The sequence below is a fragment of the Rhabdothermincola sediminis genome (assembly GCF_014805525.1).
In the GTDB taxonomy this organism is placed as follows: Bacteria; Actinomycetota; Acidimicrobiia; order Acidimicrobiales; family Acidimicrobilacustridaceae; genus Rhabdothermincola; species Rhabdothermincola sediminis.
On sequence record NZ_JACFSZ010000005.1, the window covers coordinates 167,220 to 185,000 of the forward strand.

Annotated in this window: 18 protein-coding genes; 16 read left to right on the top strand and 2 right to left on the bottom strand. The window is 70.5% G+C overall.

Going from position 1 to position 17,781, the window contains the following annotated elements; all coding sequences use genetic code 11:
• Positions 1 to 28: 28 nt before the first annotated feature.
• On the bottom strand, positions 29 to 445 hold the full coding sequence (locus HZF19_RS05985; protein WP_208027843.1) for a hypothetical protein: 417 nt from the start codon (positions 443 to 445) through the stop codon (positions 29 to 31).
• 371 nt (positions 446 to 816) lie between these two features.
• On the opposite strand from HZF19_RS05985, the gene infC reads away from it, so the two are divergent.
• The 15 genes from infC to HZF19_RS06060 all read left to right on the top strand — a co-directional run bounded on the left by infC (position 817) and on the right by HZF19_RS06060 (position 15,527).
• Complete coding sequence (gene infC, locus HZF19_RS05990) at positions 817 to 1,428, top strand: translation initiation factor IF-3 (protein WP_208027868.1); 612 nt, start codon at positions 817 to 819, stop codon at positions 1,426 to 1,428.
• 101 nt (positions 1,429 to 1,529) lie between these two features.
• Positions 1,530 to 1,724: a 50S ribosomal protein L35 gene (gene rpmI / locus HZF19_RS05995; protein ID WP_208027844.1), complete on the top strand. Its 195-nt coding sequence runs from the start codon at positions 1,530 to 1,532 to the stop codon at positions 1,722 to 1,724.
• A gap of 77 nt (positions 1,725 to 1,801) precedes the next feature.
• Complete coding sequence (gene rplT / locus HZF19_RS06000; RefSeq protein WP_208027845.1) at positions 1,802 to 2,164, top strand: 50S ribosomal protein L20; 363 nt, start codon at positions 1,802 to 1,804, stop codon at positions 2,162 to 2,164.
• A gap of 20 nt (positions 2,165 to 2,184) precedes the next feature.
• A complete protein-coding gene (locus tag HZF19_RS06005) occupies positions 2,185 to 3,051 on the top strand; it encodes a TrmH family RNA methyltransferase (protein WP_208027846.1) in 867 nt (288 codons plus the stop codon).
• 56 nt (positions 3,052 to 3,107) lie between these two features.
• The gene (pheS, locus tag HZF19_RS06010) at positions 3,108 to 4,154 is read left to right on the top strand and encodes a phenylalanine--tRNA ligase subunit alpha (protein ID WP_307781151.1); all 1,047 of its coding nucleotides are present in this window, start codon (positions 3,108 to 3,110) and stop codon (positions 4,152 to 4,154) included.
• Between the two features lies 1 nt (position 4,155).
• Positions 4,156 to 6,519 carry a phenylalanine--tRNA ligase subunit beta gene (gene pheT, locus HZF19_RS06015; protein ID WP_208027848.1) on the top strand — a complete coding sequence of 788 codons (2,364 nt, stop codon included), beginning with the start codon at positions 4,156 to 4,158 and terminating at the stop codon, positions 6,517 to 6,519.
• A 36-nt stretch (positions 6,520 to 6,555) separates the two neighbouring features.
• Positions 6,556 to 7,599 (top strand): N-acetyl-gamma-glutamyl-phosphate reductase, encoded by a 1,044-nt coding sequence (gene argC, locus HZF19_RS06020; protein ID WP_208027849.1) that lies wholly within the window; start codon positions 6,556 to 6,558, stop codon positions 7,597 to 7,599.
• Positions 7,596 to 8,759: a bifunctional glutamate N-acetyltransferase/amino-acid acetyltransferase ArgJ gene (gene argJ / locus HZF19_RS06025; RefSeq protein ID WP_208027850.1), complete on the top strand. Its 1,164-nt coding sequence runs from the start codon at positions 7,596 to 7,598 to the stop codon at positions 8,757 to 8,759. The genes argC and argJ overlap by 4 nt, the downstream gene beginning before the upstream one ends.
• Positions 8,756 to 9,625 (top strand): acetylglutamate kinase, encoded by an 870-nt coding sequence (gene argB, locus HZF19_RS06030; protein WP_208027851.1) that lies wholly within the window; start codon positions 8,756 to 8,758, stop codon positions 9,623 to 9,625. The genes argJ and argB overlap by 4 nt, the downstream gene beginning before the upstream one ends.
• 86 nt (positions 9,626 to 9,711) lie before the next feature.
• The gene (locus HZF19_RS06035; RefSeq protein WP_208027852.1) at positions 9,712 to 10,854 is read left to right on the top strand and encodes an acetylornithine transaminase; all 1,143 of its coding nucleotides are present in this window, start codon (positions 9,712 to 9,714) and stop codon (positions 10,852 to 10,854) included.
• On the top strand, positions 10,851 to 11,744 hold the full coding sequence (argF, locus tag HZF19_RS06040) for an ornithine carbamoyltransferase (RefSeq protein ID WP_208027853.1): 894 nt from the start codon (positions 10,851 to 10,853) through the stop codon (positions 11,742 to 11,744). The genes HZF19_RS06035 and argF overlap by 4 nt, the downstream gene beginning before the upstream one ends.
• Positions 11,741 to 12,247 carry an arginine repressor gene (argR, locus tag HZF19_RS06045; RefSeq protein WP_307781152.1) on the top strand — a complete coding sequence of 169 codons (507 nt, stop codon included), beginning with the start codon at positions 11,741 to 11,743 and terminating at the stop codon, positions 12,245 to 12,247. Before argF ends, argR begins: the two co-directional genes overlap by 4 nt.
• Before the next feature lie 49 nt (positions 12,248 to 12,296).
• Entirely contained in the window at positions 12,297 to 13,487 is a 1,191-nt protein-coding gene (locus HZF19_RS06050) for an argininosuccinate synthase (protein ID WP_208027854.1), read from the top strand.
• Positions 13,488 to 13,490: 3 nt separating this feature from the next.
• Positions 13,491 to 14,879 carry an argininosuccinate lyase gene (gene argH / locus HZF19_RS06055; RefSeq protein ID WP_208027855.1) on the top strand — a complete coding sequence of 463 codons (1,389 nt, stop codon included), beginning with the start codon at positions 13,491 to 13,493 and terminating at the stop codon, positions 14,877 to 14,879.
• A gap of 36 nt (positions 14,880 to 14,915) precedes the next feature.
• Entirely contained in the window at positions 14,916 to 15,527 is a 612-nt protein-coding gene (locus HZF19_RS06060; protein WP_208027856.1) for a DNA-3-methyladenine glycosylase, read from the top strand.
• A gap of 127 nt (positions 15,528 to 15,654) precedes the next feature.
• Here the strand turns inward: HZF19_RS06060 and HZF19_RS06065 are convergent, their stop codons facing one another.
• The gene (locus tag HZF19_RS06065; RefSeq protein WP_208027857.1) at positions 15,655 to 16,191 is read right to left on the bottom strand and encodes a hypothetical protein; all 537 of its coding nucleotides are present in this window, start codon (positions 16,189 to 16,191) and stop codon (positions 15,655 to 15,657) included.
• A gap of 104 nt (positions 16,192 to 16,295) precedes the next feature.
• Between HZF19_RS06065 and tyrS the strand changes: the two genes are divergently transcribed.
• Positions 16,296 to 17,612, top strand: coding sequence for a tyrosine--tRNA ligase (tyrS, locus tag HZF19_RS06070; protein ID WP_208027858.1), 1,317 nt, complete (start codon positions 16,296 to 16,298; stop codon positions 17,610 to 17,612).
• Positions 17,613 to 17,781: the final 169 nt, after the last annotated feature.

The window sequence follows — 17,781 nt, forward strand, 5'->3', positions numbered from 1 at the left end:
CCGGCGGGACCAGTGGCCGTGTCCGGCGTCAGGCCGGCGTCCCGCCGGGGGCCTCCTGACGGACCTGCACGAAGACCATCTGGGCCTGGGTGAGCGCCTGGCGTAGCGCCGGGCCGTTCTCGCCCAGCCGGTCACCGACCGCGTCGAGGACACCCGCCATGGCATCGATCGCCAGCTGTGCCTCCTCGAACTTCGGTCGCTCCTGGCCGAGGTGGAGCATCGCGAGCTCGTAGAGACCAGCGATGTGGTTGGCCACGACCTGCGCGGCCGGCGCGGCCACGATCTGGCGCTGTGCCTCGGCCATCTGGGCGATCATCTCCTCGGCCCTCGCCCGCTCCTCCGGGCTGAGGTGGTCGAGGTCGGGCCCTCCCACCACCCCGGCGACACCCTCCCCGCGACCCTCCTGGGGCGGCCGCCGGCGCTGCTCGTCGCGGCCGCGGTTCACGGGTACTTCTCCACCGGGGGTCCACAGGCTCATCGAAGCTCCGATCGACGGTCGGGTGGGTGGGTGCGTGCGGTTGGCCCGACGACGCCTGCCGGAGGTCGCCGTCGCCAGACCTCCCTGGTACTCTAGGGCGCTGCAACCGAAGGAAAGCGGGGTGCCTCACCGAGGTGTCCCCACCCGGCCACCGGCTCGCCGAGTGCGCCGGGTCGATTCCCACGATGGGTGAGGCGTCGGCGCCTCACCCGGGTTCGGGCGTCGGCTTCCCGGCGCCCGTTCGTCATTTTCGGGCGTACCCATTGACCGAGCGCAAGGAGACGACGCGCATTGACGAGGAGTGAACGGCGATAGCGACCGCCAGCAGCGAGCCCAGGATCAACGACCGCATCCGAGCCCGGGAGGTGCGCCTCGTCGCACCCGACGGGAGCCAGGTGGGGATCAAGCCCCTGCCGGAGGCACTGGCCATGGCCCGCGATCTCGGATTGGACCTGGTGGAGGTGGCCGACAAGGCGACCCCGCCCGTCTGCCGGATCATGGACTACGGCAAGTACAAGTACGAGGCGGCTCAGCGGGCCAAGGAGTCACGCCGCAAGAGCACCAACGTCGTGGTCAAGGAGATGAAGTACCGGCCGAAGATCGGCCACGCGGACTTCGAGACCAAGACCCGGCAGATCGAGCGGTTCCTCGCCGAGGGTCACAAGGTGAAGGTCACCATCATGTTCCGCGGGCGGGAGATGCAGCACCCCGAGCTGGGCAAGCGGATCCTGGACGACGTGGCCGAGCATGTGGCTCACCTGGCTCGGGTGGAGGTCTACCCGAAGCTCGACGGCCGCAACATGACCATGGTGCTCGCCCCGGACAAGCGGGCGCAGGCCGCGGCCGAACGCAAGCGGGCAGCGGTCCCGGCTGATCCGGCCGACAACGGTGGTTCCGCAGCGGTGCCCGCGGTCGAGCCCGCGGGCACCGAAGGCGAGCCGTCGACCTGATCCGAGCCCGACGCCGACCGACATCGCCGACCGACATCGCCGAGCGAGGGGGTGAACGCCCCGTCAGTCGTTCGTGCGCCAGCATCGACCGGAGAACAGCCATGCCGAAGATGAAGACCCACCGTGGTGCCGCCAAGCGCTTCAAGCGAACGGGCACCGGCAAGATCGTGCGCCGGAAGGCGAACCTGAACCACATCCTCGAGAAGAAGAGCCCCCGCCGGAAGCGGCGATTGCACGGCCACACCGAGGTGGCTCCTGGTGACCTGAGCCACGTTCGCCGGCAGCTCGGCGGCTGAGCCGATCCTCCCCGCCGCCGCGCCCCGCCGCGGCGCGTGCCCCTGACCCGTCGTCCTTCCCCCGAAAGGAGCCTCAGATGGCGAGAGTGAAGCGAGCCGTGTCGAGCAAGAAACATCGCCGCTCCACGCTCGAGCGCGCCAAGGGCTACTACGGCAACAAGAGCCGTTCGTACCGAGCCGCCAACGAGCAGGTGATGCACTCCCTGCAGTACGCCTACCGCGATCGCCGGGCCCGCAAGGGCGAGTTCCGCCGCTTGTGGATCCAGCGGATCAACGCGGCCTGCCGCCTGAACGGCACGACCTACAGCCAGTTCATCAACGGTCTGAAGGCTGCTCGGGTCGACGTGGATCGCAAGGTCCTGGCTGAGCTGGCGGTCTCGGATCCGTCCGCCTTCGCGGCGCTGGTCGAGAAGGCCTCGAAGGCGACGGCCGGCGCCTGAGCGCCGGGGAGGCTCCCTCCGTGCCCTCCGCACCGAGCCCGCTGTCGGCTCGGAACCCGGCGGTCCAGCACCTGCGGCGCCTGTTCGGGCGCCGCAGGTCGCGTTCGGAGCACGGGCAGTACGTCGTCGAGGGGCCGACGCTGGTTCTCGAGGCCCTTGCCAGCGGTGTCGAGGTGGTCGAGGTCTACCTCGACGCGGGAGCCCCGGGAGGCGGTGTGCTCGCCGAGGTGGTGATGCGCGCCGAGGAGCGTGGAGTGCCGGTGCGACACCTGGCTCCGGGCGTGCTCGGCCGGATCGCCGATGCGGTCACCCCACAGCCGGCCATGGCCGTCGTGGCCGGTCGGCCGATGTCTCTCGACGAGCTCGTGGGGCAGGCTCGTGGAGGGATGGTGCTCGTGCTGGCGGGTGTCGCCGATCCCGGCAACGCGGGCACCCTCGTGCGCACCGCGGAGGCGGTCGGTGCAAGCGGGGTGGTGTTCGGCGGAGCCTCGGTCGACCCGCTCTCGCCGAAGACCATCCGCTCCTCCGCAGGGTCGCTGTTCCGGGTACCGGTCGCCACCTCGCCCGATCCCGCCACCGCCGTCGCCGTGCTGCGGGATGCGGGTCTCACGATCGTCGGCGCCACCCAGTCAGGCGACCGGCCCTTCGACCGCTACCCGTGGCCCGACGATGTGGCCTTGGTGCTGGGCGGTGAGGCCCAGGGTCTGCCGCCGGGCCTGCTCGGGCCCGCGGACGTGGTGGTGAGCATCCCGATGGCAGGACAGGTCGAGAGCCTGAACGTCGCGGTGGCGGGCTCGCTGCTGTGCTTCGAGTGGGCGAGGCGGCGCAGCGCCTGGGGCTACGACTCGGCCCGATTTCCAGCTCGCACCTCCACCCCGTTGACCTAGCCTGCGGCGATCGACGGATTTGGATGGGCCGAGCCCGTGACGGCAGGGTGAACGGCGTGAGCGACCGGGACCTGATCAGCGAGATCGAGGACACCACGCGAGATGGCGTGGCTCGCATCACCGCTGCCCGAACGCTGGACGAACTGCGGTCGGTGGAGATCGAGGTGCTGGGCAAGAAGGCCCGACTCACGACCGTGAAGAAGGCGCTGGGAGCGCTCGGCCCCGACCAGCGCCGGGTGGCCGGCCAGACGCTCAACGAGGCCCGCCGCGCGTTGGAGGCCGCGCTCGCCGACCGTCGATCCGAGCTCGACGCGCTCGCCCGGGCGGAGCGCCTGGAGCAGGAGCGCCTCGATCTCACCGAGAGCCGTGACCCGGCTCGCCGGGGCCATCACCACCTGGTGACCCAGACCCGTGACCGGCTCGAGGACGTGTTCGTGGGGATGGGGTTCACCGTCGCCGAGGGGCCCGAGGTCGAGACCGACTTCTACAACTTCGAGGCCCTCAACATCCCCGCGGCCCACCCGGCCCGGGGCATGTGGGACACGCTCTACGTCGACCTCGGTGAGCCGGAGACGGTGCTGCTGCGCACCCACACCTCGCCGGTGCAGATCCGGGTCATGCAGGCTGCGTCACCCCCGATCGCCGTTGTCGCGCCCGGACGCGTCTACCGGCGCGACACGGCGGATGCCAGCCACCTACCCGTGTTCCATCAGATCGAAGGCCTGGTCGTCGACCGCGAGGTGACCTTCGGTGACCTGGCGGGCACGCTCGAGGCCTTCACCACCGCGTACTTCGGTGGCGCGATCCACTCGCGGCTGCGCCCCTCCTACTTCCCGTTCACGGAGCCCTCCGCCGAGTACGACATCAACTGCATCATCTGCGAGGGCCAGGGCTGCCGCACCTGTGGTCAGACGGGGTGGTTGGAGCTCGGCGGCTGCGGCATGGTCCACCCCAACGTCTTCCGCGCCGTGGATCTCGACCCTGAGGAATGGACGGGCTTCGCGTTCGGGTTCGGCATCGATCGGCTGGCGTTGATGCGACACGGCGTCGACGACATCCGAGAGCTGATGATCAACGACGTCCGGTTCCTGGAGCAGTTCTGACGTGAAGGTCCTGCTGTCGTGGTTGCGGGAGTTCGCGCCCTTCGAGGGCGATCCGGTGATGCTCGGGGAGCAGATGAGCGACCTCGGCATGGCCGTGGAGTCCATCGGACGGCTCGGCGAGGGCCTCGACGGCATCGTGGTGGCGACGGTCCTCGCGCTCCGGCCCCACCCGGACGCGGACAGGATCCAGCTGGTCGAGGTCGATGCGGGCGACGGTCAGCCGCTGCAGATCTGCTGCGGCGCCTTCAACATGTCGGTGGGCGACAAGGTCCCGCTGGCGACGTTGGGTACGGTCATGCCCAACGGTCTGCGCATCGAGCGCCGGAAGCTGCGGGGCGAATGGTCGAACGGCATGCTCTGCTCCGGAGCCGAGCTCGGCCTGGGGACCGATCACAGCGGCATCCTGATCCTCGATCCGACGCTCGAGGCCGGTACCGATCTGCGCACGGCGCTCGGCATCGAGAACGACGTCCTCTACGACCTCGAGATCAATCCGAACCGGCCGGACGCGATGTCGGTGGCCGGCGTGGCCCGTGACCTGGCGGCCAGGCTGCGCGTGCCGTTCTCCCTGCCGGATCCCGCGGTGGAGGAGAAGGGCACACCCCTGGAGTCCTTCTCCGTGGAGATCCTCGACACCGATCTCTGCGGACGCTTCGTCGCTCGGCTCCTGCGGGGCGTCAGCGTGGGCTCGTCCCCTGCGTGGTTGCGCACCCGCCTGCTGGCGCTGGGCATGAGGCCCATCAACCACGTGGTGGACGTGTCGAACTACGTGATGCTCGAGCTCGGCCAGCCGAACCACACCTTCGACCTGTCCAAGATCCGCGGCGGGGGGCTGCGGGTCCGGTGGGCGAAGGATGGCGAGCGCATCGTCACCCTCGACGGTGTGGAGCGCTCGCTTCGTTCGAGCGATGGGGTGGTGGCCGACGGGGAGGGCACCGCGGTCGCCATCGCCGGGGTGATGGGGGGTCTGTCGACCGAGATCGACCGGTCCACCACCGACGTGCTTCTGGAGATGGCGTGGTGGCAGCCCATGGCCATCGCCCGCACCTCCAAGCGGCTGGGGCTGCGCTCCGAGGCGTCGGCCCGATTCGAGCGGGGCACCGACCCGGAGGTGATCGACCTCGCCGCCCGGCGCTTCGCGGAGTTGCTGGTCACCGGGGGCGGCGAGCTGGCACCGGGGGTGATCGACGAGCGGGGCGACCTGCCGGTGCCTCCGACGGTGCGGGTCCGCACCAGCCGGGTGAACGGCCTGCTGGGGACGTCGTTGAGCACGGCGCAGATCGAGGGCTACCTCGAGCCGATCGGGTTCCGTTGCGAACCGGCTGCGAGCAGCGGCGGGGAGGAGGCCCTGGCGGTGACGGTGCCATCGTTCCGGCCGGACACCGCCACCGAGACCGACGTCATCGAGGAGGTCGCCCGCCACCTCGGGTACGGTCAGATCCCCCGCACGCAGCCCACGGCTGTCCGCACGGGCGGCCTCACGGAGAGGCAGCGGGAGCGCCGGCTGGTGCGAGAGGTCATGGTCGGTTTGGGGGTCGACGAGGCGATGCCCATGCCCTTCCTGGACCCGGGCGATCTGGAGCGCACCGGCAGCCCCCTACCGGGCATCACGATCGCCAACCCCCTGGCGGCCGAGGAGAGCGTGCTGCGGACCTCGCTGCGCCCGGGTCTGCTCAAGGCGCTCGGGTACAACGCATCCCACCGCAACCTCGGCGTACGCCTCTTCGAGGTGGGCAAGGTCTTCCGGATGGTCGACGGGCAGGAGCTCCCCGATGAGCCGGAGCACCTGGCGGTCGCGCTGGCTGGGTCCGACGCGTTCGAGGCCGTCGGCGCCTGGCGGGTACTCGCGGGTGCGCTCGCCGTCGCCGATGCCCGTCTGGAGCAGGTGCCCGTCGCGGGGCTGCACCCCACCAGGTCCGCCCAGGTGGTGGTGGCCGGTGAGCTGGTCGGGGCAGTGGGGGAGATCGACCCCGCGGTCCTGGCGGGGTTCGGTATCCCTGAGCGAGTGGCGTGGCTGGAGCTGGATCTGGACCACCTCCTGGGGCTACCGCACGGCGAGCGCCGCTACCGGCCCGTCAGCCGGTATCCCTCGAGCGATCTCGACCTGGCGTTCGAAGTCGACGAGGGGGTGCCTGCCGCGGAGGTCGAGTCGCTCATCCGATCGAGCGCCGGGGAGCTGCTCTCGTCACTGCGGCTGTTCGACGTGTTCCGGGGCCCTCCGCTGCCCGAAGGGCGCCGCAGCCTCGCGTACCGCTTGCGGTTGCAGGCCGCGGACCGCACACTGACCGACGACGAGGTGGCAGAGCTGCGCGCCGCCGTGGTGGCGGCGGTCGAAGCGGCGTTCCCGGCGCGACTCCGGGGCTGAGTTGCATATTCATACGTAAAGACGTATGATGACTGGATGATCTCGGTCGGCGTGGTTGGGGCCTCGGGCTTCACCGGGGCGGAGCTGCTCCGGTTGCTGGGGGCGCACCCAGGTTTCGAGGTGGTGGTCGCCACCGGCGACACCCAGGCCGGGACCGCAGTGGCCGACCTCTACCCGAGCCTGGCGGCCGCCTACCCGCACCTGTCGTTCCGGTCGCTCGAGGACATGAGCCTCCTGAGCAGTGTCGAGCTGGCCTTCCTCGCTCTCCCGCACGGCGCCTCGCAGGAGCTCGTCGGCCGGCTGCCGGCCTCGGTGCGATGGGTCATCGACCTCTCCGCCGACTTCCGGCTCCGCGACCCCTCGCTCTACCCCTCGTGGTACGGGGCGCCGCACACCGCGCCCGAGCTGCTCGTGCGCTTCGTCTACGGCCTCCCGGAGCTGTTCCGCAAGGACCTGGCCGGCGCCGCCCGGGTGGCCGTTCCCGGTTGCTACCCGACCGCGGCCTCCCTCGCGCTGGCCCCGCTGGTGGAGGAGGGGTTGGTCGAGCCCTCGGGGCTGATCGTCGACGCCGCCAGTGGGGTGTCCGGCGCGGGGCGGACCCCGAAGCCCTCGACGGCGTTCTGCACGGTGGACGAGGACTTCACCGCGTACGGGTTGCTCTCGCACCGGCACACGCCCGAGATGGAACAGGTCCTGGCGAGTGTGGCCCCCGACGGAGAGGAGGTGTCGGTGCTGTTCACCCCCCATCTGGCGCCGATGAACCGCGGCATCCTCGCCACCTGCTACGCGCGGCCGCGGGCGGAGGTCTCCACCGGCTTCTTGCTCGATCTCTACCGGGAGCGCTATGCGGGTGAGCCCTTCCTGGTGGTGAGTGACCGCTCGCCCTCCACCAAGGCCGCGCTCGGCTCCAACAGCGCGCACCTCACGGTCCGCTTCGATGAGCGGACCGGCTGGGTGGTCGCCCTGTGCGCGATCGACAACCTGGTGAAGGGGGCCTCCGGGCAGGCGATCCAGTGCGCCAACCTCCTCACCGGGCAACCGGAGGAGACCGGCCTCTCGGCGATCGGGGTGTACCCGTGAGCGTCACCGCGCCGGCGGGGTTCGTCGCCGCCGGGATCCATGCCGGTGTGAAGCAGGCGGGCACACCCGACCTCTCGCTCGTGGCCACGGCGGACGGGGTGCCGGTGCCCGCGGCCGGCGTGTTCACCAGCAACCTCATGACCGCGGCGCCGGTGACGGTCAGCCGGTCGCACCTGCAGGCCAGTGGGGGCCGGGCCGCGGCGGTGATCCTCAACAGCGGTAACGCCAACGCGGCGACGGGTGAGCCCGGCTGCCGCGACGCGGAGCTCATGTGCGACCTCACCGCCGCGGAGCTCGGTTGCGACCGCCATCACGTGCTCGTCTGCTCGACCGGTCTGATCGGCATCCCGCTGCCCATCGACCGCATCGCGGCGGCGATCCCCGCCCTGGTCGCGGCCCGCGACGTGCGCGGGGCGGCCGACGCGGCCGAGGCGATCCGCACCACCGACACGCATCGCAAGGAGACCGTGGTCCGCGGCGAGGGGTTCGTGGTGGGCGCGATGGCGAAAGGGGCGGCGATGCTGGCCCCGAACATGGCGACGATGCTGGCCGTGCTGACCACCGACGCCGCCGCGGAGCCGGCGGTGCTGAAGCAGATCCTGGCCGAGGCCGTGGCTGGCTCGTTCAACCTGCTCGACGTGGACGGTTGCCAATCGACCAACGACACCGTGCTGCTGCTGGCGAGCGGTCGAGCCGGACCGGTGGAAAGCGGCGCGCTGGCGGCCGCGGTGGCCGAAGCCTGCCGTGATCTCGCGGGCCAGATGGCGGGCGATGCGGAAGGAGCCACGAAGGTCGTCCATCTCACGGTCACCGGCGCGCATTCCGACGAGGACGCGCTCCGGGGTGCGCGGCAGATCGCCCGTAGCCAGCTCACCAAGTGCTCGTGGTACGGCGCCGACCCCTATTGGGGGCGTGTCGCCAGCGATCTCGGCTCCGCGGGCATCGCCTTCGACCCGAGGCTGCTGAGCATCACCTACGGCGAGGTGACGGTCTGTCACGGAGGGGTCGCCGTGGAGCACGACCGCGACGCGCTGGGCGAGCATATGGCCGGGCGACACCTGTACATCACCGCCGACCTGGGGCTCGGTGCCGGGCGGGCCAGCCTGCTCACGAACGACCTCACCCACGCGTACGTCGACGAGAACATGGGGACCTCGTGACCGCTGCCGATCCCGCGCTCACGGCCGAGGTGCTGATCGAAGCGTTGCCCTACATCCGCCGGTTCCGGGCATCGACGCTGGTGGTGAAGCTCGGTGGGAACGCCATGGTCGAACCGCGACTGGCCCAGACCTTCGCGGACGACATCGTGCTGCTCCAGGCGGTGGGCATCCAGGTGGTCGTGGTGCACGGCGGTGGACCGCAGATCGGCGAGCTGATGGCCCGGCTGGGCAAGGAGCCGGAGTTCCGCGAGGGCCTCCGGGTGACCGATGCCGAGACGCTCGACATCGCCCGCATGGTGTTGCTCGGCAAGATCAACAGCGACATCGTGGCCAGCATCAACGTGCACGGGCCCCTCGCCGTGGGGCTCTCGGGAGCCGACGCGGGCCTGATCGTCGCCGGTGCTCGCGACCCGGAGCTCGGCTTCGTAGGTGACGTGGTGTCGGTGAACCCGCACATCGTGGAGCGCCTCCTGGCGGAGGATCTCATCCCGGTGGTGAGCACCATCGGCACCGACCCGACCGGTCAGGCCTACAACATCAACGCCGACACCGCCGCCGGCGCGATCGCGGGAGCGCTGGGGGCCGAGAAGGTGGTGTACCTGACCGACGTGGCAGGCCTGTTGCGAGACCTCGACGACCCGTCTTCGCTCATCGCTCACATCACCGTGCCCGAGCTCGAGGCGCTGGTCGACGCCGGCGCCCTGGGGGGCGGGATGCTCCCCAAGATCCGCGCCTGCCTCGACGCGCTCGCGGGCGGGGCCCGCTCCGCGCACCTGCTGGACGGCCGGGTGCCGCACGTGCTGCTGCTCGAGCTGTTCACCGACGCGGGGATCGGCACGATGATCGAGCCCGAGGGCCAGCCGTGACGGCTACCGATACGGGCGCGACCCGGCTGGCGGCGCTTCATCGGCTGGCGACGGGCGCTCCGGCGGACCTCGAACACTGCCCCTTCATGCCCACCTACGCGGCGCCCACCGTGCAGTTCGTGCGGGGTCAGGGGACGATCCTGTGGGACCGGGCCGGGAACCGCTACCTCGACTTCCTCGCGGGGCTGGCGGTGGTCAGCCTCGGCCACGCCCACCCGGAGGTCGCCGAGGCCATCGCCCGGCAGGCGCACACCCTCGTGCACGTCTCCAACCTGTTCGCCACCGAATCGGCATGTGAGGTGGCCCTGACCCTCGACCGGCTGCTGGGCGGAGGCGGGCAGGTGTTCTTCTGCAACTCCGGTGCCGAGGCGAACGAAGCCGCGATCAAGCTAGCCCGCAAGTGGGGAGGACGTGGCCGCTACGCCGTCGTCAGTGCCTACGGGTCGTTCCACGGGCGCACGCTCGCCACCTTGCACGCCACCGGCCAACCGCAGAAGCACGAGGCGTTCCAGCCCCTTCCTGAGGGGTTCCGCCACGTCGCCTGGAACGACCTCGGCGCGCTGGATGACGCGCTCGATTCCTCGGTCGCCGCGGTGCTGCTGGAGCCGGTCCAGGGTGAGGGCGGCGTCCACCCCGCCGATGAGGCGTACTTCCGAGGGGTGCGCCGGCTCTGCGACGAGCGTGGGGTGCTGTTCATGGTCGACGAGGTGCAGACCGGTCTCGGGCGCACCGGCCGGTGGTTCGGGCACCAGCACTTCAACGTGGCGCCCGATGTGGTCACCATGGCCAAGGCACTGGGCAACGGCATGCCGATCGGGGCGTGCTGGGCCCGCCGGGAGGTGGCCAGCGCCTTCGAGCCCGGCGACCATGCGACGACCTACGGGGGCCAGCCACTCGCGGCCGCGGCAGCGCGAGCGGTGCTGGAGGTGATGGAGCGGGAGAACGTGCCGGCGCGGGCCACGGCGGCGGGTGCACAGCTACGCGACCGGCTCGACGCGCTGCCCCAGGTGCGGGAAGTCCGTGGGCTCGGCCTGCTGGTGGCCGCCGAGCTCGAGCCCCGACTGGATGCCCGCCGGGTCGCGGCCGGCGCACTCCGGGCCGGGCTGGTGGTGAACGCGGTGTCGCCCTCGGCCTTGCGGTTCGCGCCCCCGCTGCTGCTGAGCGACGGCGAGATCGACGAGGCGATCACCATCCTGGAGCGGGTGTTCGCTGAGGAGGCGCTCGGGTGAAGCACCTGCTGGAGGTCGACGATCTCACTCCCGACGAGCTGGTGGCGGTGCTGGCACTCGCTCGCCGCCGCGACCTTCCGGCGGTGCTGCTCCGCCGGGGCGTGGCGCTGGTGTTCGAGAAGCCCTCGGCCCGGACCCGCAACTCCATGGAGATGGCGGTGGTGCAGCTCGGGGGGCACCCGGTGACCATCAGGCCGGACGAGGTGGGCCTCGACGTGCGGGAGACCGTCGAGGACGTCACCCGGACGTTGGCCTGCTACCACGCGGTCATTGCCGCCCGGGTGTTCGAGCACTCGAGGGTCGAGCGGATGGCGAGCGTCTCGCCGGTCCCGGTCGTGAACCTGCTCTCCGACGCAGCCCACCCGATGCAGGCCCTGGCCGACCTGCTCACGCTGGAGGACGCCTTCGGTGCGCTTTCCGGTCGCACCATCGCGTACGTCGGCGACGGCAACAACGTGTGCCGCTCGCTCGCCATCGCGGCGGGCATGATGGGGATGCAGGTGCGCGTGGCGTCGCCTCCCGGCTACGAGCTGGCCGAGGTCGACATCCAGCGCATCCGGGCCACAGGTGTGGAGCCGCAGCTCACCACCGAGCCGTTCGACGCGGTCCGTGGCGCCGACGCGGTGTACACGGACGTGTGGGCCTCGATGGGTCAGGAAGACGAAGCGGCTGAGCGACGCCGGGTGTTCGCGGGCTTCACGGTGGACACGGCGCTGCTGGACGCGGCGTCCCCGTCGGCCGTCTTCCTCCACTGCCTGCCCGCTCATCGAGGCGAGGAGGTGACCGCGGAGGTGCTCGAAGGCCCGCGGAGCCGGGTGTGGCCGCAGGCGGAGAACCGGATGCACGCCGCCCGGGGCCTGCTGGCCTGGTTGCTCGGGGTGGCGCCGTGACCGCGGGCTCGCCGGCGGGCCACCGCGTGGAGGGGACCAGGCTGGGGAAGCGGCAGCGCCAGCACCTGGTCGCGAAGCTGATCGAGCAGCACCGTGTCCGCAGCCAGGCCCAACTCGTCGAGCTGCTGGCGGCCGAGGGAGTGGTCGCCACGCAGGCCACGGTGTCGCGGGACCTCGACGAGCTCGGAGCGATCAAGGTGCGGGTTCCCGGTGGCGAGACCGCCTATGCGATCCCGGCCCTGCCCAAGGAGCAGCGAGCACCGGATGACCATCTCCGGCGGGTGTTCGGCGACTGGGTGGTGGAGGTCGCGTCGTCCGGGAACCTGGTGGTCTTGCGAACTCCGCCCGGGTCGGCCCACGTGGTGGGCTCGGCGCTCGACCGGGCGGGGCTGCCGGAGGTGATCGGTACGGTGGCCGGCGACGACACCCTCATCGTGGTCGCGGCCGAAGGGATCGAGGGTGCGGCCCTGGCCGGCATGCTCGCAGATCTCGCCGGCTTGTGACGCCCGGCTCGTTCGTGTTGATGGAACTCCCGCAGGAAGAGAGAACGTCATGACCAAGCGCGCAGTCCTCGCCTACAGCGGAGGTCTCGACACCTCCGTCGCGGTCCGGTGGATGATCGAGAACTATGGCGTCGAGGTGATCACCGTGGCTTGTGATGTCGGTCAGGAGGCGGACTGGGACGGTCTACAGGCGAAAGCGTTCGCGGCCGGCGCGGTCGAGGCGATCGTCGTGGACTGCCGGGAGGAGTTCGCTCGTGACTTCCTGGCGCCGGCGCTCAAGGCGAACGCGCTGTACGAGGGTCGCTACCCGCTGGTCTCCGCGCTCTCGCGTCCGGTGATCGTGCGGCACCTCGTCCGTGCCGCCCGGGAGCACGGAGCCGATGCCGTCGCACACGGCTGCACCGGCAAGGGCAACGATCAGGTGCGTTTCGAGGTGGCCGCCCGGGCCCTGGCGCCCGACCTGGAGATCCTGGCTCCGGTCCGCCACTGGGGGATGACCAGGGAGATGTCGATCGAGTACGCGGCCGCGCACGGCATCCCCGTCGCCGCCACGAAGGAGAAGCTCTACTCGATCGATGACAACCTGTGGGGCAGAGCCATCGAATGCGGTGAGATGGAGGATCCCTGGGCCCGGCCGCCCGAGGGGGTGTGGAGCATGACGGTGCCCACGGCCAGCGAGGCCCGGGAAGTGGTCATCGCCTTCGAGGAGGGTGTGCCGGTGCGAATCGACGGTGTGGAGCGCCCGTTGCACGAGCTGATCACCGAGCTCAACACCGTCGTCGGTGGCTACGGCTGGGGGCGGCTCGACATGGTCGAGAACCGCCGGGTGGGCATCAAGAGCCGCGAGACCTACGAGGCACCGGGCGCGCTGGCGTTGATCGATGCGCACCGCGATCTGGAGAGCATCACCCTCGAGCGGGACCTCCTCCACGAGAAGCAGCGTCTCGAACCGCGCTACGCGGATCTGGTCTACGACGGGATGTGGTACTCGCCTCTCAAGGAGGCGCTCGACGCCTTCGTCGACGCCAGCCAGCGGTACGTGACCGGTGAGGTCCGGCTGCGACTCGAGCCGGGTCGCTGCTTCGTGGTCGGGCGGCGCAGCGAGTTCAGCCTCTACGACTACGGGCTGGCTACCTACGACGCCGCTGACAGCTTCAACCACGCCGACTCCGAGGGATTCGTACGCCTGTGGGGGCTCGGGATCCAGACCTGGGCCGCACGCCAGTCGGCGCGGAGCTGAGCGATGAGCACGCTGTGGCACGGCCGGTTCGAGGGCGGCCCCGCCGAGGAGCTGCTGGCGTTCACGGTCAGCTTGCCGTTCGACCAGCGGTTGGCCGCGGACGACCTGCAGGGGTCGCGGGCCCACGTCAGAGGCCTGGTGCGAGCCGGCGTGCTCACGGACGGCGAAGCGAGCATGGTGCTCCGCGCGCTCGACCAGGTGGAGAGCGAGCTGGAGGCGGGGAGCTTCGTGTTCGTCCCCTCGGACGAGGACATCCACACCGCCATCGAGCGGCGGGTCACCGAGCTCGCCGGCGCCGCCGGGGCGAAGCTCCACACCGGTCGCAGCCGCAACGATCAGGTGGCGACCGACCTGCGCCTGTACACCAAGCGAGCCGTGTACCGCATCGGGTCCCGGCTCCTCGAGCTGCAGGAGGTGTTGTTGGCGAGGGCGGTGGAGGCCGCTGAGGCCTACCTGCCCGGTTACACCCATCTGCAGAGGGCACAGCCGGTCCTGCTCGCCCACCACCTGCTGGCGCACGGGTGGGCGTTGTCGCGCGACGTCGACCGCCTGCTCGACACCCGCCGGCGCCTCGATGTGTCGCCGCTCGGTGCCGGGGCCCTCGCCGGATCGTCGCTCAGACTCGACCCCGCCGGTGTCGCGGCCGAGCTCGGCTTCGCCGCGGTGTTCGACAACAGCCTCGACGCGGTCAGCGATCGGGATTTCGTGGCCGAGGTGCTGTTCGACCTGGCGATGGTCGGGGTGCACCTGTCCCGGATCGGGGAGGAGATCGTCCTGTGGTCGAGCGAGGAGTTCAGGTTCGTCCACCTCGATGACGCCTATGCGACAGGCAGCTCGATGCTTCCTCAGAAGAAGAACCCCGACATCGCTGAGCTCGCACGGGGCAAGAGCGGCCGGCTCATCGGTGACCTCACCGGGTTCCTCGCCACCTTGAAGGGTCTCCCGCTGGCCTACAACCGCGACCTGCAGGAGGACAAGGAGCCACTCTTCGATGCGCTCGACCAGGTCGAGTTGGCTCTGGGCGCGATGGCGGGGCTCTTGCGGACCGTGCAGTTCGACGTCGAGGCCATGCGGGCCGCGGCCGACACCGCGACATCCTCAGCAACCGACCTGGCGGAGTGGCTGGTGGCGAGAGGCACGCCGTTCCGGGAGGCCCATGCCACGGTCGGGGCACTGGTGCGCCGTTCGCTCACCGAGGGTCGATCCCTGGCGGAGCTGGTCGGGCAACACCCGGACCTGGGCCTTGATGCGGCAGCGCTCCTGGCGGAGGGGGTGGCGGTGCGGCGCCGCACCAGCCCGGGGGGCGCGGGCCCGGAGCCGGTGGCGGCCCAGCTCGAGCGGTTCCGTGAGCGGGTGGCGGCCGATCGGGAGCGGCTGGGGGAGGGACGTTGAGCTGATGCGGTCGATGCGGTGCGATCGCATCGGGGCATGGCTCTCGGCGTGAGCGACTCCGGCCGCCTGCCAGGGCAGCGGCTCCCGCGGTCCTTCTACCGTGACGACAGCCGCCAGGTCGCCCCGGCACTGCTCAACAAGTTGCTGGTCCACGACGGGCGGGTGGCTCGCATCGTGGAGGTCGAGGCCTACGCGGGTGCGGAGGATCCGGGTAGCCATGCGTACCGGGGTGAGACCCGCCGGAACCGCACCATGTTCGGGCCACCCGGCCACCTGTACGTCTACTTCACCTACGGGATGCACTGGTGCGCGAACGTGGTCTGCGGGGAGGAGGGCACGGCGACCGCCGTGCTGCTGCGGGGCGCGGCGCCGCTCGAGGGTCTCGACGCCATGTACGCGGCGCGCCGGCGGGCCCGGCGGGACGAGGACCTCTGCAGCGGCCCCGCGAAGCTCTGCCAAGCCCTCGGTCTGGACGGCAGCTACGACGGTGCCGACCTGGTGACCGGCGACCGGGGAGTGACGGTGCTCGACGACGGCACCCCGCCACCGGAGGCACCGATCGTGAGCACCCGCATCGGGCTAAGCGCCGGCGCCGAGCATCCCTGGCGGTGGTACGTGCCCGGCGATCCGAACGTGTCGCGCCCTTGATCCTGATCGACCGCCGGCTACGCGCTCGCGCGTTCTGGCCTGTCAAACGCGTGCTGGGGCACGCGTTCGGCCTGCCGGAACGCGCCCACGGTGCAACTGGCCTGTCGAACGCGTGCGCCTGCGCTCGTCAGCCGAGGTCACCCGGGGTCGCGCAGGAGGGCATGTGGTTGACCTGCGCGAAGCGGTCGATGGGCGCGGTGATCTGCCGACCCTCTTTCTCGGTGACGTAGAACCGTACGTCCCCCTCTTCGGCCAAGCGGGCAGCATGGGCCCGACGGTCTCCCAGATAGGTCTGCCAGTCATCGAGCCATTCCGCCACCATGTCCCCGTCACGGGTACCCCTTGACGGGGCGATCGATCGCAGGCCGTCCACCATCGCCTGGAGCGCCTCGGTGGCGCTCGAGATCGTTGCCGCCCGCGCTGCTGGCTCAGGGGCTTCGAAGGCCGGGGGAAGATCAACGAGGCGGGCCTGGGCGGAGGCGCAGATCGGCTCGGCGGCCGCGCCGAACGAGGGGTCGTCGAGGCTCCCCGGGGGCTTCCCCGGGGAGCGGGTCAGGGCGTAGATCCACAGCAAGGCCGAACCGAGGACGATCACGACCACGATGGCCCGGCCCATGAGGGTTCCGAGGGGGGTGCTCGGGGAGCCCGGCGATGCGGTGCTCATGAGGTCCACTGTGGCGTGGGGGCCAGCATGGGGCCAAACGGCGGAACGGTCGCGCCCAGCCATGGAGTGGACGGGCGCTCCCGGGAGGGAAAGAGTGGGCGGCCATGGACGATCACAGCTCATGGTCGGGCGGTGCGGTGCTCGGTGACCTGATCGAGCGCGGGCTGGTCCACGACACGACCGATCCTGATCTGCTCCGCGCTCGCCTGGAGGATGGGCCCATCACCGTCTACTGCGGTTTCGACCCGACTGCCGAGAGCCTTCACGTGGGCAACCTGGTCCCGTTGCTCCTGCTGCGACGGTTCCAGCTCTTCGGCCACCGGCCCATCGCGCTCGCCGGCGGTGCCACCGGCATGATCGGCGACCCCGGTGGTCGCTCCGAGGAACGCAACCTGCTCGACCAGGCCACGCTGGATCGGAACGTGATGGCAATCAAGCACCAGCTCGAGCAGTTCCTGGACTTCACCCCGGGCCCGAACCAGGCCCTACTCGTCGACAACCGCGAGTGGACAGCGCCGATGGGCGTGCTCGAGTTCCTCCGTGACGTCGGGAAGTACGTCACCGTCAACACCATGCTGGCCAAGGAGTCCATCCGAGCTCGGGTCGCCAGCGAGCACGGCATCTCGTTCACGGAGTTCAGCTACATGCTGCTCCAGGCGAATGACTTCCACTGGCTGTACCAGCACCTGGACTGCGAGATGCAGGTCGGAGGATCCGACCAGTGGGGGAACATCACCGCCGGCGTGGACCTCATACGCCGGAAGCAAGGGGTCAGCGTGCACGCTCTGACGGTGCCGCTCATCACCAAGGCAGATGGGACCAAGTTCGGCAAGACGGCGACCGGAGCCGTGTGGCTGGACCCGGATCGCACGTCGCCGTACGACTTCTTCCAGTACTTCGTGCGGTGCGACGATCAGGATGTCGAGCGCTTCCTCAAGCAGTTGACCCTCCTGCCGCTCGAGGAGATCGCCGGCATCATGGCGAAGCACGAGGAGCACCCGGAGGAACGATTCGCCCAGCGCCGCCTGGCTCGAGAGGTGACCGAGCTGGTGCACGGGCCGGTGGCTGCGAGGGAAGCCGAGCAGGCTTCGTCAGGCTTCACCCGCGCGGTCGCGGACCTGGCGCCCCCCGAACTGGAAGCGCTCGTCGACGCCATGCCGACTGCCCACCTGGCCCGCGGCGAGGTGCTCGGCGTGGACGTCGTCGACCTGGTGGCCAGGATCGGGTTGGTGGGCTCGAAGGGGGAGGGGAGGAGGCTGATCGCCCAGGCGGGGCTCTACGTGAACGACGAGGCGCTCCGCGAGCCGAGACACCTCGGACCTGCCGACGTGCTCCACGATCGGTTCGTGATGCTCCGGCGAGGGAAGAAGCAGCGCTATCTGGTGGTTATCGATGACAAGGAGCCCGGGAGCGGGTCGTAGGGTTCGCCCTTGCTCACCTCCGGGGTTGACATCCTCGCAGAACCTCGCTATCGTTACTTTTCCTGCCTGCGAGCACCTCTCCGGATGCTCGGTTTGACCGGCACCGCAGGGCTCGGTAGGTTGACGATCCGCCCCGATGCGGCCTTGCTCGCACGGGGACTGGCACGGC